Source organism: Nocardia vulneris, from assembly GCF_001613425.1.
GTDB classification, from domain to species: domain Bacteria; phylum Actinomycetota; class Actinomycetes; order Mycobacteriales; family Mycobacteriaceae; genus Nocardia; species Nocardia vulneris.
In genome coordinates this window covers 107,740-123,402 of record NZ_BDCI01000029.1, presented here as the reverse complement: position 1 = coordinate 123,402, position 15,663 = coordinate 107,740, and the positions used below count along the sequence as shown (strand labels likewise).

Here is a 15,663-nt window from a genome sequence, read left to right as displayed (position 1 = left end):
AGTAGTATGTTTCTCATATCAAGTGGGCTGCTACTCGGCAGCCGGTCCGGCGAAGGGACATTCGTGAATTCCAACTCTTATGCGGCGTCGGTCGCCAGAGGTATCTGGGCGGCGGAGGTGGATCTGGTCGGGTACGTGCCGTCGGTGAGCGTGGCTCCCGTCATCAACGCGCTGGTGCACACCAGCGGGGGTGCGGCGGGCCGGTCCGAGCGGGTCTTTCCGCTGTCCAGGGAGGAGGAGGCGGCGGGCGTGCTGGGCGCGCTGCCGCTCACCGGCAAGCTCGGCGCGATCGTCATGCAGGACAACGGCTTCGGTAACGCGCTGACCGCGCTGACCACCTTCAACCTGGCCTACCACCTGCCGCTGCTGATCGTCGCGAATACGCGCGGCGGCCTCGGCGAATACAACTCGATGATCCACACGTTCAGCCAGCATGTCCCCGGCGTGCTCACGCGTTTCGGCCTCCCGTTCTTCGAAGTGGACCGGCGCAGTACGGCTTCGGATTGGGAACAGGTGGTGACCGAGGCGGGCGTCCACGCGCGCATGACATTTCGGCCGGTGGTGGTGCTCGCCCACTTCTGGGCGACCGACGGAAAGGCCGCGTGATCGTGCACCGCATCGACGCTCTGCGACTTGTCGCCGAGCAAACCGCCGACCTGCCCGTCGTCGTGACCTGCGCCGCCTCCAGCCGGGAGCTGGCCGCGGTCGCCGACCGCCCGAACCACCTGTATCTGCTCGACGCGATGGGCCTGGCCGGTTCGGTCGCCACCGGGATCGCCCTGGGCCTCGCCGATACCGGGGTGCCGAAGGTGGTGACCGTCGAGGGCGACGGTTCGCTGCTGATGAACCCGAATGTGCTTGCCACGGGCGGTTTCCTGCGCCCCGCGAAGCTGGTGCTGGTGCTGCTGGACAACGGCGTCTACGGCGCGACCGCGAACCTGCCGACCTACGGTTCGCACATCGACCTGGGGGAGCTGGCGACCGCGGCGGGCTGGACCGTGCTGCGGGCCGCCGATCCCGAACAGCTGTCGGCCCGGCTCGCCGAATCGCTGACCCTGGACGGCCCGGTGTTCCTGCATGTGCAGATCGCGGTGGGCAACGCGACCGGCGTGCCGAAGCTGCTGGCGAATCCGGTGGTGCTCGGCCGCCGCTTCCAGGACTGGCTGGCGGCCCGGGTGACCGAGGCGGCCCGATGATCACCACGATCGACCCGGCCACCGGAAACCCGCTCGAGGCTTACGCTTTCACCCCCGACCATCAGCTGTCCGCCCTGCTGAACCGAGCCGTCACGGCCGCGCGCCGGGCAGCCGACGAGCCGGTCGCGGACCGGGCCGACCGGCTGCGCCTGCTGGCCGCCCGCCTGCGCGCCGACGCGCCGGTGCTGGCGGCGCTGATCACCACCGAGATGGGCAAACCCATCACCCAGGCCGCCGCGGAACTCGAAAAGTGCGCCCTCACTTGCGATTACTACGCCGATCGGGTCGCCGATCTGCTGCGGCCCCAGGCGGTCGACGTGTTCCCCGAGAGCGGGCAGATCCGCGTCCGGCCGCTGGGCGTGCTGCTCGCGATCATGCCGTGGAACTACCCGTTCTGGCAGGTGTTCCGGTCGATGCTGCCCGCCCTCGCGATCGGGAACACGGTGCTGCTCAAGCACGCCGACAATGTCACCGGTTGCGCCGTCGCCGTGCAACGGCTGTTCGACGAGGTGTGCGGCACCGGCGTGCTGACCAGCGTGGTGCTGCCGCCGGACCGGATCGGCCCGCTCATCGATGACGCCCGCATCGCCGCCGTCGCGTTCACCGGCAGCAACCGGGTCGGCGCGATCGTGGGTGCGCGTGCGGGCGCGGCGGTGAAGAAGGTCGTGCTGGAACTCGGCGGTTCCGATCCGTTCATCGTGCTCTCCGACGCCGATATCGCGGCCGCCGCGGCCGCGGCGGTGCGCTCCCGGTTCCTCAACGTCGGGCAGAGCTGCATCGCCGCGAAGCGAATCATCGTCGAACAGCGCGTCTTTCCCGATTTCACCGACGCCATGGTGGCCGAGCTGGACCGGCTCGTCGTCGGCGACCCGATGCTGCCCGGCACCGATATCGGACCGATGGCACGGGCCGACCTGCGCGACGAGCTGCGCAGGCAGCTGACCGCGACGCTGGCCGCGGGCGGCACGGTAGTGACCGGCGGCGCCGCCGATTCCGGCCCGGGCGCCTGGTTCCCGCCGACCATCGTGACCGTGCCGGACACGTATGCCGTTGCCTTTCAAGAGGAAACCTTCGGCCCGCTCGGCGCGGTGCTGCCGGTCGCTTCGGCGGCCGCCGCGCTCACGGCCGCGAACGCCTCCGCCTACGGCCTGAGCTGTTCGATCTGGGGCACCGACCTCGGGCGGGTACAGCAACTCGCGGACCGGGTCGCGGCGGGTTCCGTCTTCGTCAACCGCATCTCCGAATCCGACCCGCGCCTGCCCGTCGGCGGGGTCAAAGCCAGCGGCCACGGCCGGGAGCTGAGCAGTTACGGCGCCACCGAATTCGCCAACATCCAGGCGGTACGCACCGCCTCTTCCGCGAGGAGCAGTCGATGACCATCACCCGTGTCCGAGCCCGCGTCGTCGGTATCCCGGTCGACAAGCCGACCCGAATGTCCAACCGCGACTTGACCGATCGGCACTATGTCCTGGTCGAGATCACCGACGACAGTGGCGCCACCGGGCACGGCTACACCTACGCCGGGACCAGCGGCGGCATGCTCACCAAATGCGCGATCGACGATGTGCTGGCGCCGGTGTACCTCGGCGCGGACCACAACGACGTGTCCGGCCTGTGGAGCCTGGCCTATCAGGAGGCGCTGCTGGCGGGCCGGCGCGGTGCGGTGCTGCGAGCGCTGTCGGCGATCGATATCGCGCTGTGGGATCTGCGCGCGAAGCGGGCGGGCCTGCCCCTGGTGAGCCTGCTCGGCGGCGCGACGGCTCCGCTGCCCGCCTACGCGTCGGGCGGCTACTACCGGCCCGACGAGGGCGAGTGGACGCAGGCGGTGCGCAAGGAGATCGAATTCAATGCGGGCCAAGGCTTTACCGATCACAAGATCAAGGTCGGCGGCCTGAGCGTGGCCGAGGACGCGCGCCGGGTGGCCGCCGCGATCGAGACCATCGGCGACACCGGCCGGCTCGCGCTCGACGCCAACAACGCCTACCGCTCCGTGCACGAAGCCCGCACCGCCATCGAGGCTTTCGAGCGCGCGGCGGGCGAGCACGGGCTGTGGTGGTTCGAGGAACCGCTCGCCCCGGACGCGATCGCCGGGCACGGCGAACTGGCCGCGCAGATCCGCACCCCCGTTGCCACCGGCGAAATCCACCAGACGCGTTGGGAATTCCGCCAGCTCATCGAAGCGGGCGCGGCCGCGGTGCTGCAGGCCGACGCCGGGGTGGTCGGCGGCGTCACCGAATGGCTGCGGGTCGCGCACGCCGCGGACGCGTTCGGCTTGCAGATGGCGCCGCACTGGCACCACAACCTGCACGTGCACCTGTGCGGCGCGGTGAGCAACACGCTCGTGGTCGAGTATTTCGCGCTGGAGAAGGGCATCTACAACTTCGAACGGCTGCTCACGCCCGAGACCCGGCTGCGCTACGGGGCCAACCAGGTGCACATCCCGTCGCGTCCCGGGCTCGGCATCGAATTCGACGAGCGGGCCGTAGCCGAGTACGAATTCGCCTGACGCTCCGGCTCATTGGCCGGGGCTGATGGCACTGATCAGCGTGCGCGCCCCGTCTTTGGTGGTGGTGACCAGCTGCGGGTTGTAGGTGACCGGGGTGCGGCCGGGCCGGTTCTCGGTCACCACCACCATGTACTGCCCGGCGAACGCGCCCGGCGTGATCGCGACGCAGTAGGTGGTGCCCGCCGGGATGGTGTCGATACCGCGCTGGATGGCCTCGGCCGACTCCACCGCGGCATCGGGGGTCGTGGCCGCACGGACCTCTGCGCCGGAACGCGCGACGTAATACGCGTGCTGGAAAGCGAAGATCGCGGCCGGGCCGGAGTCGAATCCACCCGGATCGTTGCCCTTGATCCGGTTACCGACCCGCTCGGCCTCGCACGGTGCGCCCGGCGCGGCGGCGGGCACCAGGGTCTGCGTCGGCGCGGCCGCGGTGTCGGGCGAGGAGTTGGTGCCGAACACCACGAACGCGACGGCGGCCAGCGCGCCGACCACGACCACGCCCAGCACGGGGATCAGCCACCGCTTCGCGGAGCGCCTGCCGCGGGACCGGTCGATCAGCCCGCTGAACTCGTCTTCGAAATAGCCCGACGCGTAACCGGGTTCGTAGGCCGGCTCTGGTTCCGGTTCCGGCAGCCGGTCCATCCAATCCGAGTACGCCCCCTGATACCGGTCGTCGGGTCCGGACGGCTGGTCCGGTCCGCCGCGTCGCATCATCTGTGGCCCCCGCCCGTAATCGTTGTCGGGCCGTGAGCCCATCTCCGGTCGATCCATCGCCCCACCTTCTTCAGGTCATACCGCCAGGTTATCCGCAGCGTTCCCGGAATGCAGCAACGCTCGGACCCGCAAGTCCCGCCGACGACGCCGTCGCCCCGGGCAGAATACTGCTCATTAGCGGGCGTACCCGCTCATCGAGGAGGTACCGGTCGGTAAGTCTCGCGAAATGGGCGAATTGACCGAATCGAGCCGCGGGGATCGGGCAAGTCGACAGTGCTAGCAGGTAGCGGTGTCCAAAGCAGCCAACAGCGCGCGCAGGGTTTCGCGCTGTTCGGCGGTGAGGGTCGCGAAGAGTTCTTCGGCGGCTTCGCGGCGTGCTTCGGCCATGCGGCCGAGGGTGGCGCGACCGGTGTCGGTGAGCGTGACGAGGGTGGCGCGGCGGCTGGCCGGATCAGTGGTGCGGTGCACGAGGCCGGCGGCGCTGAGCGCGTCGACGACGGTGGTCGCCGAGCGGGGGACGATGCCGAGCCGGTCGGCCAGCGCGGTCATCCGCAGCGGTTCGTGCTGGTGGCCGATGATGCGCAGGGCGCGGGCCTGAGCCGGGGTGAGGCCGAGCGGGGCGAGCCGGGACGACTGATTGCGGCGGATACGTTTGGCCGCGCGCAGGAACAGTTCGGGGAGGTCGGTCTCGGCGGTCTCCATGATGCTGAGCATAACTCATTGTTTCGGGAACAATTATGAGCCATGCTCAGTTTCATGACGTAGTTCCTCGGAAGGAGCCGCCTATGCAGCCCCCAGCTCAGCTTCGCCGGATCGTCCGGCTGTTCCACCCCTATCGGGCCCGTCTGGCCGCGGTCGCCGCGCTCGTCGGCCTGTCCTCGGTCGTCGCGCTGGCCTCGCCGTTCATGCTGCGGGCGGTGCTCGACGACGCGCTGCCGCACGGGCGCACCGGCCTGCTCACCCTGCTCGCCGCGGGCATGGTCGCGGTCGCGGCGCTGACCAGTGTGTTCGGCGTTTTGCAGACCTACATCTCGACCACCGTGGGCCAGGATGTGATGCACGATCTGCGGTCGGCGGTGTACGCGCAGTTGCAGCGAATGCCGTTGTCCTTCTTCACCAGAACACGCACCGGTGAGGTGCAGTCGCGCATCGCCAACGATATCGGCGGCATGCAGTCCACCGTCACCTCCACTGCGACCTCGCTGGTCTCGAACTTCACCACGGTGCTCGCCGCGATCGTCGCCATGATCGTGCTGGACTGGCGGCTCACGCTGGTCTCGCTGATCATGCTGCCCTTCTTCGTCTGGGTGAGCCGCCGCGTCGGCAACGAGCGCCGCAAGATCACCGCCCAGCGCCAGCAGAAACTGGCGGGCATGTCGGCGATCGTGGAGGAGTCGCTCTCGGTGAGCGGCATCCTGCTCGGCCGCACGATGGGCCGCGCACCCGCGCTGGTGGACGGTTTCGCGCGCGAATCGCGCGGGCTGGTAGATCTGGAGATCCGGGCGAGCATGGCGGGACGGTGGCGGCAGTCGACCATCACGATCGTCATGTCGGCGATGCCCGCGGTGATCTACTGGGCAGCGGGACTGACCGTCACAGCGGGCAAGCCGCTGGTGTCGATCGGCACGCTGGTCGCGTTCACCACCTTGCAGACCACGCTGCTGCGCCCGATGGTGCAGTTGCTCTCCACCGGCGTCGAGGTACAGAGTTCGCTCGCGCTGTTCGGCCGGATCTTCGAATACCTCGATCTGCAGCCGGATATCGAGGAACCCGCGCGGCCGGTGCCGCTCGGTCCGGTGACCGGCGCGGTGCGCTTCGAACACGTCGGCTTCGCCTACGAAGCGGGTGATCGAGCGGTGTTGCGCGATATCGATATCAGCGTGCCGGCCGGGACGAGCCTGGCCGTCGTCGGCGAAACCGGTTCCGGCAAGACCACACTCGGCTACCTGGTGGCCCGGCTCTACGACGTGAGTTCCGGACGGATCACCATCGACGGAAAAGACGTGCGCGAGTTGTCCTTCGCCGATCTCGCCGGGGCGGTCGGCGTGGTCTCGCAGGAGACCTACCTGTTCCACGCCTCGGTCGCGGACAACCTGCGCTTCGCGAAACCCGATGCGACAGAACAGGAACTGCACGACGCCGCGCGCGCCGCGCAGATCCACGACCACATCATGAGCCTGCCCGAGGGCTACGCCACCATGGTGGGCGAGCGTGGTTACCGGTTCTCCGGGGGCGAGAAGCAGCGGCTGGCGGTGGCCCGTGCGATCCTGCGCGATCCGCCGATCCTGGTGCTCGACGAGGCGACCAGTGCCCTGGACACCCACACCGAGCAGCAGGTGCAGCAGGCCATCGACGCGCTTTCGGCCGGGCGCACCACGATCACCATCGCACACCGCCTGTCCACTATCCGCGACGCGGACCAGATCGTCGTGCTCGATCACGGGCGCGTCGTGGAGAGCGGCACCCACGACGAACTCATGGCGCGCGAAAACCGTTATGCAGCTCTGGTTTCCCGCAACGAGGTGCTGCCCGCCGCCGCGTGAGCGCGATCAGGCCGAGGTAGAACGCACCCCGAGATGCTCGACCAGGAAGGCGGTTTCGTCGGCCACCACCTGGTCGAAATCCGGTGGTACATAGATGTCGAAGTGGCCCGCCTGGTACTCGTGCACCTCGACGTTCGGCCCGGCGGCCGCGGCGTAGCGCAGGGTGCGCCCGGGCGGCGCCACGCTGTCGGTCAGGCAGACGCCGAGGAAGACCGGGCAGTCGATCTTGCGCAGCGCGCGGCCGGGCCGGTACAGGGGGAGGGTGAGCCCGATCCGCGCGGCGATCGCATCGTGGTGGGTGAACTCGGCAGGCACCAGGCCGGTGTAGCCGGGGGCGGCGTCCGGCGCGTTCATCAGGGCCGTCGTGCCGGGCGCGCCGGTCAACGGGACGGTGACCGGCGCGCGGCGCAGCACGGCCGCGCCGACGTCCAGCCCGGCCCGGACCGCGATGCCCAGCAGCGGCCGCACCCCGACGGTCGTCGCCGAGGTCGGTCCGTCGGTGAACGGGCACTGCGAGACGACCGCCGCGACGCGCCGGTCCCGCGCCGCCACCTGCAGCACGTGCCCGCCGCTGAAAGACGTTCCGAACAAAGCGATTCGGGACGCATCGATGCCGTCGAGGGTGCTCGCGTAGTCGATCGCGGCCGACCAGTCCGCCAATTGGCGGCCGATGCTCAGCAGTTGACGCGGCGTACCGTCGCTCGCGCCGAAATGCCGATAGTCGAAAACCAGGGCGGCGAGGCCCGCGGCGGCGAAGCGTGCGGCGAAGGCGTCGAGGCGCATCTCCTTCACCGCGCCGAGTCCGTGTGCCAGCACGACCAGGGGGACGTCACCGTCCGCGGTCTCGGGGCGATACAGCCAGCCGCGCAGTGTCGTTCCGTGCGAACGGAATTCGATGTCCGAACGTGGGGCCATCCGTCAGCTCCTGATGCCGTCGAAAGAGACCGTGTGTCCCATTTGCTCGATCATGGCACGAATCGGAGCCGTAGTACCGGGTGGCGCCCGTCACAGCCGGCCCGCCGCCGTCACCGCGCTCGTGTGCGGCGACGGCAGTGACTGCTCACCAGTGTGTGGTGACGGGATCGCCGATATTGATGGTGTAGTAGACCCACGCGGCGTCGTCCGGGGCCAGGTTGATGCAGCCGTGGCTCACGTTCGAATTGCCCTGCTGCTCCACCGACCACGGCGCTGAGTGGATGTACACCCCGCCCCAGGTCAGGCGCTCGGCGAATTCGCCGTTGATCACGTAGCCTTCGGGCGAACTCAGCGGGATGCCGATGGTCCTGGAATCGAACACGACCGAGCGCGCCTTCTCCAGCACCGGGAACCGGCCGGACGGCGTCTCGAAGCCGGGCTTGCCCATCGAGGCCGGCATCGTCCGGGACTCGCCGCCGACGGTCAGCGTGAAGGTGTGGGCGGACATGTCGGCGTCACCGTAAACGCCTACGTTGGTACGGAATTCGGTGCGGGCCGGGCCGACGCCGACGCTGATACGGGCGCTGGCGGGCAGATACCCGGTCGGCGTCCAGACGACCTCCCGGTCGGTCGTCCACGCGAACGTGCCGGGCAGTGGATCGGTGGCCCGGATATCGACGGTGCGTTCCGTGGCGGCCCGATCGGCGACCGGTTGCGCGAACCGGATGGTGACCGGGTGGGCGACGCCCACCACCTGCCCGTCGGACGGCCCGATCAGCTCGATCGGATTCGCCGTCGCCGTACCGGCCATTGCGGCCGTCGCGGTGCCGGACCACCAGAGGGCCATTGCCGCGACCAAGATCATCAAGAACAGATACCGGAGCACATTTCTCATGGCTCCACCCCTTACGAGATATGGGTAGGCAAGAATGCAATTTTAGGCCTCATGATCAACTCGGTCTATGAATCGATCCCGGCCGTAGTCCAGTCGTAACCGGACCATGCCCCTCTCTACGTTGCCTACCCGCCTTGCCGTCCACCAAACCCGCCGACCACCGCACCAAACGATCGTTCGTGCAGATCAGCGGCCTGCATGCGGGGCAAGGTCGTACTCACCCCGTGGCACGCGCCGAGCTGATCAGGACGGCTCGAGGGTGCGCAGCCGGGGCTCGAGTTCCTGCTGGAAGAAATCGATGAAGCCGTCCGGGTCCGGTCCCGCGTTCTGCATGACCAGATGGTCGAAGCCCGCGTCGACGTACTGCTGCGCGACCTCGACGTAGCGGGCAGGGTCTGGGCCACAGGCGAATTGCGCCAGCACGTCTTCTTCGCGCACGGTGCGCGACGCCGCGTCGAAGTTCACCGGGTTGGGCAGTTCGCTCATCACCTTCCAGCCGGTGAGCGCCCAGCGGCTGGTCTCCAGCACCGCCTTCGCCGCGGTCGACTCGTCGAGGGCCCACGCCATGGGCACCTCGGCGTAGCGGGGACCGTCGCCGCCGCTGTCGCGATAGTGCCCGATGATCTCCGGCTTCGGCTCGGTGGCGAACAGTCCGTCGCCGAGTTCGGCGGCGATCCGGGCCGAGGGCGCGCCGCTGGCCGCGACCGCGATCACGGGCAGTTGCTCGGGCAGATCGAAGACCCGCGCGTCCGACAGCGACAGGTAACGCCCGTCGTAGGACTGATAGCCGCCGCGCCACAGCAGCCGGATGATCTCCAGCGCCTCGCGCAACATCTCCTGCCGGATCCGGGCGTCCGGGAACTCGCGGGCGACCACATGCTCGTTCAACCGCTCACCGGACCCGACACCCAGGGTGAACCGGCCGTCGGAGACCAGCGCCAGCGTCGCCGCGGCCTGCGCGATGATCGCCGGGTGGTAGCGCACCGTCGGGCAGGTCACGCCGGTGGCCAGGCCGATCCGTTCGGTCTGCGCCGCGATCGCGCCGAGCACGGTCCAGGCGAACGGGGAATGGCCCTGTTCGTCCAGCCACGGATGGTAGTGATCGCTGATCTCGACGAAGTCGAATCCCGCCGACTCCGCCCGAACCGCTTGGCGCATCAGTTCTTTCGGCCCGAATGCCTCCGCGGCCAACTTGTATCCGAGCTGCACGGCTACCTCCTCGGCACTGTCGGGCACGGCCGTTCGACCGTGCTCACCTGGCGTTCAGCGCCGACATACCCGACCGGGCGGACCGGAAACCCGCGGGCTATTTGCGCAGGGCGTGCACCACGTCGGCGTGCAGCGCGTCGGCGCGGGCCACCAGCTCCTCGATCCGGAGCAACACCGGGGCGAACCGGTCGCCCTCGGCGGCGGGCAGCGAGGCCACGTTGATCTCGATGTTGAGTTGCGAGCTCGCGGCGGCGGCGCGGCACGCGTCGGCCGCGGCGCCGATATCGGTGACCACGTTCGGGTTGCCGATCGGGAACAGCTCACCGGCCAGCGAGAGCACCTCGTCGGCCTCGTCGACGACGGCGGCCGGCACGCGCGCCGCCTCCAGCAGCGCGGCATTGATGGCCGCCGTGCGGGCCGACTCCTCTTCGGGCGTGCCCTTGGGCAGCTTGTAGGCCGCACCCACCGCGGTGAACGCGGCGGCGTCGGCGTCGGCGAGGGCGAGCGCCCGGCCCCGGGCGGCGTCGGCGGCCTCGATGATGCGGTCGACCACGGGCCGGTTGTCGGCGTCCTTGGCTCGGGTGGTGTAGCGCGCGACCATCGCGACCAGGGCAGCGGCCTGCGCGGCGTGCAACGCGGCGACCGCGCCACCGCCGGGCGCGGGGATCTTGGCAGCCAGGTCGGACAGGTACTGCGCGAGCGTGGCCGCGCCGAAGGACGAGGCGGTTTCCTGGGACGACGTGCTCGGCTGCGACACGGGTGGGTGGCCTTTCGATATCCGGCGAGGGGGAGCGGTGCGCGGTCAACGCTACCGGTTGGCCGTCGCACCCGGCCCACTGCACCGGCCGCCCGTAAACGGCGTTATGTTGAGTGCCATGCGGATCGGATTGAGCATCAACTACTCGGGCGGTTTCAAAGAGGCGGCCGCCGAGGTCGTGGACCTCGAACGGGCCGGTCTGGACATCGTGTTCGTGCCCGAGGCCTACTCCTACGACGCGGTGAGCGCGCTCGGTTACCTCGCGGCCAAGACGTCACGGCTGGAGCTGGCCTCCGGCATCCTGCAGATCTACACCCGCACGCCCAGCCTGACCGCGATGACCGCGGCCGGTCTCGACTTCGTCTCCGACGGCCGCTACATCCTCGGCCTCGGCGCCTCGGGCCCGCAGGTGATCGAGGGCTTCCACGGCGTCCCCTACGACGCGCCGATCGGCCGCACCCGGGAACTGGTGGAGATCTGCCGCAAGGTGTGGCGGCGCGAGCGGCTCGAATACCACGGCAAGTACTACCAGATCCCGCTGCCCGAAGGGCAGGGCACCGGTCTCGGCAAGGCGCTCAAACTCATCAATCATCCGGTGCGCGAACGCATTCCGGTGCTACTCGCCTCGCTCGGCCCGAAGAACGTCGAGCTGACCGCGGAGATCGCCGAAGGCTGGCAGCCGGTCTTCTTCCTGCCGGAGAAGGCCAAGGACGTGTGGGGCGATGCCCTGGCCGCCGGTCTGGCCAAGCGCGACCCGCAACTCGGCGACCTGCAGGTCTACGCGGGCCCGGCGCTGGCCATCGGCGACAACGTCGAACCGCTGCTGGCATTCGTCAAGCCGTACCTGGCGCTCTACATCGGCGGCATGGGCGCGAAGGGCAAGAACTTCTATCACACGCTTGCCACCAAATACGGCTACGGCGCCGAAGCCGACCGCATTCAGGAGCTCTACCTGGCGGGCAAGAAGGAAGAGGCGGCCAAGGCGGTCCCCGACGCGCTGGCCCGCGACGTCTCGCTGGTCGGCCCGGCGGGCTACGTCAAGGAGCGGATCGCCGCGTTCGCCGAGGCGGGGGCGACCGTGCTCAACGTGGTCCCGATGGCGGCCACCCCGGCCGAGCGGGTCAAGCTGATCGAGCAGTTGCGCGGCCTCTGCGACTGAGTCCGCCTCAGCCGAGCCCCGTCATATCGGCGACGGAGTAGATGCTGCCGCCGCTTTCGGTCTCGCTCCCCTCGATGTCGTCGAGCCAGGGGAGCGCGACCGGCCCGGCGATGCGGCGACCCGTCGCGAGTTCGTAGCGGGAGTATTCGGCCTTGCCGCGATAGCTGATCGCCGACACGGTGGGTCCGTGCACCGACAACGCGACCTTGTCGCGCGGTCCGTGCACGGTCCATTCCTTCGTCACGGTGTTCGTTCCGTCCAAGGGCGCCGACAGCACTTCACCGTTCCTGGTGATCCAGTACAACTTGCCGCGCGCCACCGTCAACGAACCGCGATGCGTTTCCCACCCGAAATCGGGCATGTGCAAGGCGGTTTCGGTGCGTGCACCGTCGGCCGTCCGGAATCGCACCAACGTCAGGCCGGTACCCCCGCCGGTCGCGGTCTGCTCGGAGGCGTAGAGCGCGACCAGCTCGCCGCCGTCCTCGGTGCACGCGGAAGTCGTTGTCACCGGCCGGAATTCCGGGTCGTAATCCCACTGACCGCGCACCACCGGTGCGTTGTCGTCGCCGAGTGCGTAGAGCCAGTTCTTCGTCGGGTTCTGCTCGGTGCCGACGAACGATTGCCGCACCACCGCGTAATTGGATTCCCCGCAGTACGAGGTGGTTCCGACGATCCCCGCGACCTGTCCGGTCCGCCTCGCCTCGCCCGCGCCGATCGACACGAAGCGATTGACGTACTCGCCGTTGACAACCCCGGTGTTGTACCAGATGGTGGCCGCGCCGCTACCAGGTTGCCCGGCAGCGGCTTGCACGATGGATTCCCGCTCGATCCCGAACCGCTCGCGGCCGTTGCCCGCCAGCGCCGACACCGAATCGGCGAACGAGGTGACGATCCGCCCCGAGCCGGCGAGCACCCGGCTATTGCTGACCGCAGCTCCGAGCGCCTTCCCGACCACCCGCCCCTCCTGATCGAACACGAAAAGCATCGTCCGATCCTCGTCCCCGACCGCTTCCAACCCGAGCGGTCCGACCACCACCGCCCCCACCGCACCACCGGGCACCCCACCCGACTCGTCCCCGGGATACTCCCGCCGGTCCGCGCAGGAAACCGTCAGCGCCAGCACCAACGCCACCGATCCAGCCGCCCACCGACCCCTGACACACACCATGCGAACGAAGTCCCCACCTTCTCGTAGCAGAGTCACGGGTAATACTTGCGTACCCACCCGGATTTGAAGAGTTCCTTGGGATATACCGAGGGCGTCGGATTCGGGAAACTGTCCTTCATGTCGATGTCGCCGTTGGACGCGTGCATGTAAGCGGCCCAGACGATCTGGGAGCAGTTGTACTGATCGTCCTCGACGTTGCGGTTCCAGGCGAAGTTGTTGTTGTAGGACTTCCCGAGTTTGGCGCGGGCGAAAGTCACCGCCGAAGTGCGGATGGCATCGGAGGTCTCGATCCAGCCCAGTTGTGGTTTGCGTACCTGCCTGCGTCCCCCGTTTGTCGCGGTGCGGTTGTCGATCTCGTGCACGCCCTTGCCCTGCGCCGCTTCGACGGTGTTCGTCGTCGACACGTAGATCCCGTTGTGCCCATGGTTGACCAGCTTATTGATCACCACGAGGTCCGGGCTCGAATCAGCATAGAAGATATCGCCCTTACCCCTGGCGTCCGGAAGATTCTCGTAGTCGTCCTCGGAAGGACTGTCCGGGCTCTTGACCTGGGTGTACTCCCGCGCCTTGCGCAGTGCCTCGACGAGCACATCGATGACCGGAGCGGCGATCTGCTGCGCCCACCGCTGCGCGGCCGCGATCTGCTGCTCGCCGGTCGTGCCGGGATTCAGGTAGGCCAGTTCCGTCGCGGCCGGGCCGGGCGCCGTCAACAGGCCGCCCTGGAACTGTTGCTCGACGGTCACGTTGTTGTCGCGGCTGGTCTGGTCCCCGGTGGGGTAACCGAACGTGCTGCGTTCGTAGCCCGCCTTTGCCCATTTGTCGAGGATCGATCCACCCACGGGGTGCGCACCGGTGCTGGGAGACCAGTAGATGACACCGCTCTGAAAGCGATTCATCCGCCCCTGCCCATCGGGCAGCACGGTCTCATCGGTGCTCGGGTAGCCGAGCCAGCCACCCTCCCAACCGGTTTCGCCCCACTTGTCCCGGATCGCGCCCGCCACGTAGTAGGCCTCGTTGAGTTTCCAGTAGATCGTGCCGCCTTGGAAGTACTGGCGGCGGCCTACTCCGTCGGGATTGACGGCCTCGTCCGACGTCGGGTAGCCGAGCGGTCCGCCCTCCCAGCCGTTGCGTTGCCAGGCGGCGAAGAAATGATTGACCACGGGATGGGCACCGCCGGCCGGAGACCAGTAGATGGGGCCGTTCTGGAACGTCGAGCGCTTACCGACACCGTCCGGGTTGGTCAACTCGTTGCTGGTGGGAAACAACAGGAAACTGTTCGGCCCGCCGAGCTCGTTGTACTTGTCGCGAATCGCCCCGCACACCTCATACGGTGCCGGCCAATACACCTGGCATCCCGGTGTTTCGCGCGTCGACCGGCGGTCCGGGCGCACGGCCGCCGCGGCCTCCATCGTCTCGGCCTTGTCCGCCTGGGCCTTGCTGAATCCGTCAGGAATGGCTTCGCAGTCCGAACGCATCTTCCCCGGCTCGATCGTGGGGCGGGGGTTGGGTGTCGGAGCCCAAGTTCCCGGCTTCGTCTTCGCTCCGGGAGCGCATCGGCTCTCCGGCGCGGTGGTCGGCGCGGTCGAGGTCGTTGCCGGCGGGTTGGATGCTGGCGGGCTCGATGTCGGCGGGCCGGATGTCGGCGGGCTCGTTGCCGGCGGGCCGGATGTTGGCGGGCCGGATGTTGGCGGGCCGGATGTTGGCGGGCTCGATGTCGGCGGGCTCGATCGAGGTGGCCCGCTCGGGACGGGCGTCGTCGAGCCCGGCGCGGCGGTCGTAGTCGTCGGCGTAGCATTCGGCGCTATCGTTGCTGTCGAGGGCATCGGCGTCGTGGTCCCCGCGGCCCCCTGGGACGCCGGCGTCGGACTCGGCTGTGCCAGCACGAGTCCTTCCGTCGTCAAGGCGCCGACCATGACCGCGACCGCCACGGCGCGTGCGAGCGTGCGGCGCGACCGCGACACCGTTTCGGAAGAACGCTGAACGAAAGCCAATGAACCCACCCCATTCCATGCACCCGGACAACGGCGTGTCCGTCAGGTATTTGGGACGGTAAGCGAACCTGTTACCGGGGGGCCAGCACCACCCTCCCCAGTTGCGACCAGTTGGTTCTGGCCACTCGGGTTTGCCCCGGTACCGCACGGACAGGTTCAGCCGTCCACGAAAAGGGTTGCCGGACAGTGTTTTTCGCGTCCGCTCTAGCCGGAGCCGCCCCTCGGCCCGCGAACGAGACGGCGTTCCGCCGCCACGCACCGTCCTACGCTCCCCAGTTGTTCAGAACGGTCCATGCCCAGCCCGTCATCCGAGCCACTCCACTCACCGAGCCCCGGACCACCCCCTGCCCAGCCGCCCCAGCACCGCCGCAAGCTCGCGGTGCGCATAGACAGACCGTTCACGCACGGGTTCCGCGTTCGCGCACCCGCTCTGCCATGCCACAGCGGGTGCGCGAACACGGAACCCGTGCGTGAGCAAAGAACCGTGCGTGGACGCGGAGCCCGTGCGCCAGCGCGGAGCCCTGTGCGTCAGCGCGGAGCCCGTGCGTGAGCACGGAACCGGTGGGTGAGCACGGAACCGGTGCGTGGACGTGGAGCCCGTGCGTGAGCA

General features: G+C 68.8%; 15 protein-coding genes. 7 read left to right on the top strand and 8 right to left on the bottom strand.

Going from position 1 to position 15,663, the window contains the following annotated elements; all coding sequences use genetic code 11:
- The first annotated feature begins 63 nt into the window (after positions 1-63).
- Genes NVU01S_RS28065 through NVU01S_RS28050 form a run of 4 tightly spaced genes read left to right on the top strand, consistent with a single transcriptional unit; the run spans position 64 to position 3,702 of the window.
- Positions 64-606, top strand: coding sequence for a thiamine pyrophosphate-binding protein (locus NVU01S_RS28065; protein WP_043669148.1), 543 nt, complete (start codon positions 64-66; stop codon positions 604-606).
- Positions 603-1,196, top strand: coding sequence for a thiamine pyrophosphate-dependent enzyme (locus NVU01S_RS28060; protein ID WP_244467213.1), 594 nt, complete (start codon positions 603-605; stop codon positions 1,194-1,196). The genes NVU01S_RS28065 and NVU01S_RS28060 overlap by 4 nt, the downstream gene beginning before the upstream one ends.
- Entirely contained in the window at positions 1,193-2,572 is a 1,380-nt protein-coding gene (locus tag NVU01S_RS28055) for an aldehyde dehydrogenase family protein (RefSeq protein WP_043669146.1), read from the top strand. Before NVU01S_RS28060 ends, NVU01S_RS28055 begins: the two co-directional genes overlap by 4 nt.
- Positions 2,569-3,702, top strand: a complete 1,134-nt coding sequence (locus tag NVU01S_RS28050) for a mandelate racemase/muconate lactonizing enzyme family protein (RefSeq protein WP_043669144.1) — start codon at positions 2,569-2,571, stop codon at positions 3,700-3,702. Before NVU01S_RS28055 ends, NVU01S_RS28050 begins: the two co-directional genes overlap by 4 nt.
- 9 nt (positions 3,703-3,711) lie before the next feature.
- Here the strand turns inward: NVU01S_RS28050 and NVU01S_RS28045 are convergent, their stop codons facing one another.
- Positions 3,712-4,473 (bottom strand): DUF8176 domain-containing protein, encoded by a 762-nt coding sequence (locus NVU01S_RS28045; RefSeq protein ID WP_156161541.1) that lies wholly within the window; start codon positions 4,471-4,473, stop codon positions 3,712-3,714.
- A 219-nt stretch (positions 4,474-4,692) separates the two neighbouring features.
- On the bottom strand, positions 4,693-5,118 hold the full coding sequence (locus NVU01S_RS28040; RefSeq protein ID WP_043669463.1) for a MarR family winged helix-turn-helix transcriptional regulator: 426 nt from the start codon (positions 5,116-5,118) through the stop codon (positions 4,693-4,695).
- An 83-nt stretch (positions 5,119-5,201) separates the two neighbouring features.
- Between NVU01S_RS28040 and NVU01S_RS28035 the strand changes: the two genes are divergently transcribed.
- Entirely contained in the window at positions 5,202-6,959 is a 1,758-nt protein-coding gene (locus tag NVU01S_RS28035) for an ABC transporter ATP-binding protein (protein WP_043669142.1), read from the top strand.
- A gap of 6 nt (positions 6,960-6,965) precedes the next feature.
- On the opposite strand, the gene NVU01S_RS28030 is transcribed toward NVU01S_RS28035, so the two are convergent.
- The 4 genes from NVU01S_RS28030 to NVU01S_RS28015 all read right to left on the bottom strand — a co-directional run bounded on the left by NVU01S_RS28030 (position 6,966) and on the right by NVU01S_RS28015 (position 10,735).
- Positions 6,966-7,874 (bottom strand): alpha/beta hydrolase, encoded by a 909-nt coding sequence (locus NVU01S_RS28030; protein WP_043669141.1) that lies wholly within the window; start codon positions 7,872-7,874, stop codon positions 6,966-6,968.
- Between the two features lie 145 nt (positions 7,875-8,019).
- Entirely contained in the window at positions 8,020-8,769 is a 750-nt protein-coding gene (locus NVU01S_RS28025; protein ID WP_043669139.1) for a L,D-transpeptidase, read from the bottom strand.
- Between the two features lie 243 nt (positions 8,770-9,012).
- Positions 9,013-9,978 carry a TIGR03557 family F420-dependent LLM class oxidoreductase gene (locus NVU01S_RS28020; RefSeq protein ID WP_043669460.1) on the bottom strand — a complete coding sequence of 322 codons (966 nt, stop codon included), beginning with the start codon at positions 9,976-9,978 and terminating at the stop codon, positions 9,013-9,015.
- 97 nt (positions 9,979-10,075) lie between these two features.
- Positions 10,076-10,735, bottom strand: a complete 660-nt coding sequence (locus NVU01S_RS28015) for a cyclodeaminase/cyclohydrolase family protein (protein WP_043669136.1) — start codon at positions 10,733-10,735, stop codon at positions 10,076-10,078.
- 118 nt (positions 10,736-10,853) lie between these two features.
- Between NVU01S_RS28015 and NVU01S_RS28010 the strand changes: the two genes are divergently transcribed.
- Positions 10,854-11,894 (top strand): LLM class F420-dependent oxidoreductase, encoded by a 1,041-nt coding sequence (locus NVU01S_RS28010; protein ID WP_042261013.1) that lies wholly within the window; start codon positions 10,854-10,856, stop codon positions 11,892-11,894.
- Positions 11,895-11,901: 7 nt separating this feature from the next.
- Here NVU01S_RS28010 and NVU01S_RS28005 read toward each other — a convergent pair whose 3' ends face one another.
- Both NVU01S_RS28005 and NVU01S_RS44310 read right to left on the bottom strand, forming a co-directional pair.
- On the bottom strand, positions 11,902-13,026 hold the full coding sequence (locus tag NVU01S_RS28005; protein ID WP_043669134.1) for a hypothetical protein: 1,125 nt from the start codon (positions 13,024-13,026) through the stop codon (positions 11,902-11,904).
- A gap of 68 nt (positions 13,027-13,094) precedes the next feature.
- Positions 13,095-14,537, bottom strand: coding sequence for a YiiX/YebB-like N1pC/P60 family cysteine hydrolase (locus NVU01S_RS44310; protein WP_052280503.1), 1,443 nt, complete (start codon positions 14,535-14,537; stop codon positions 13,095-13,097).
- Here NVU01S_RS44310 and NVU01S_RS43615 point away from each other — a divergent pair.
- On the top strand, positions 14,515-15,042 hold the full coding sequence (locus NVU01S_RS43615; protein ID WP_156161540.1) for a hypothetical protein: 528 nt from the start codon (positions 14,515-14,517) through the stop codon (positions 15,040-15,042). The two genes, NVU01S_RS44310 and NVU01S_RS43615, sit on opposite strands and share 23 nt — an antisense overlap.
- Positions 15,043-15,663 lie beyond the last annotated feature (621 nt).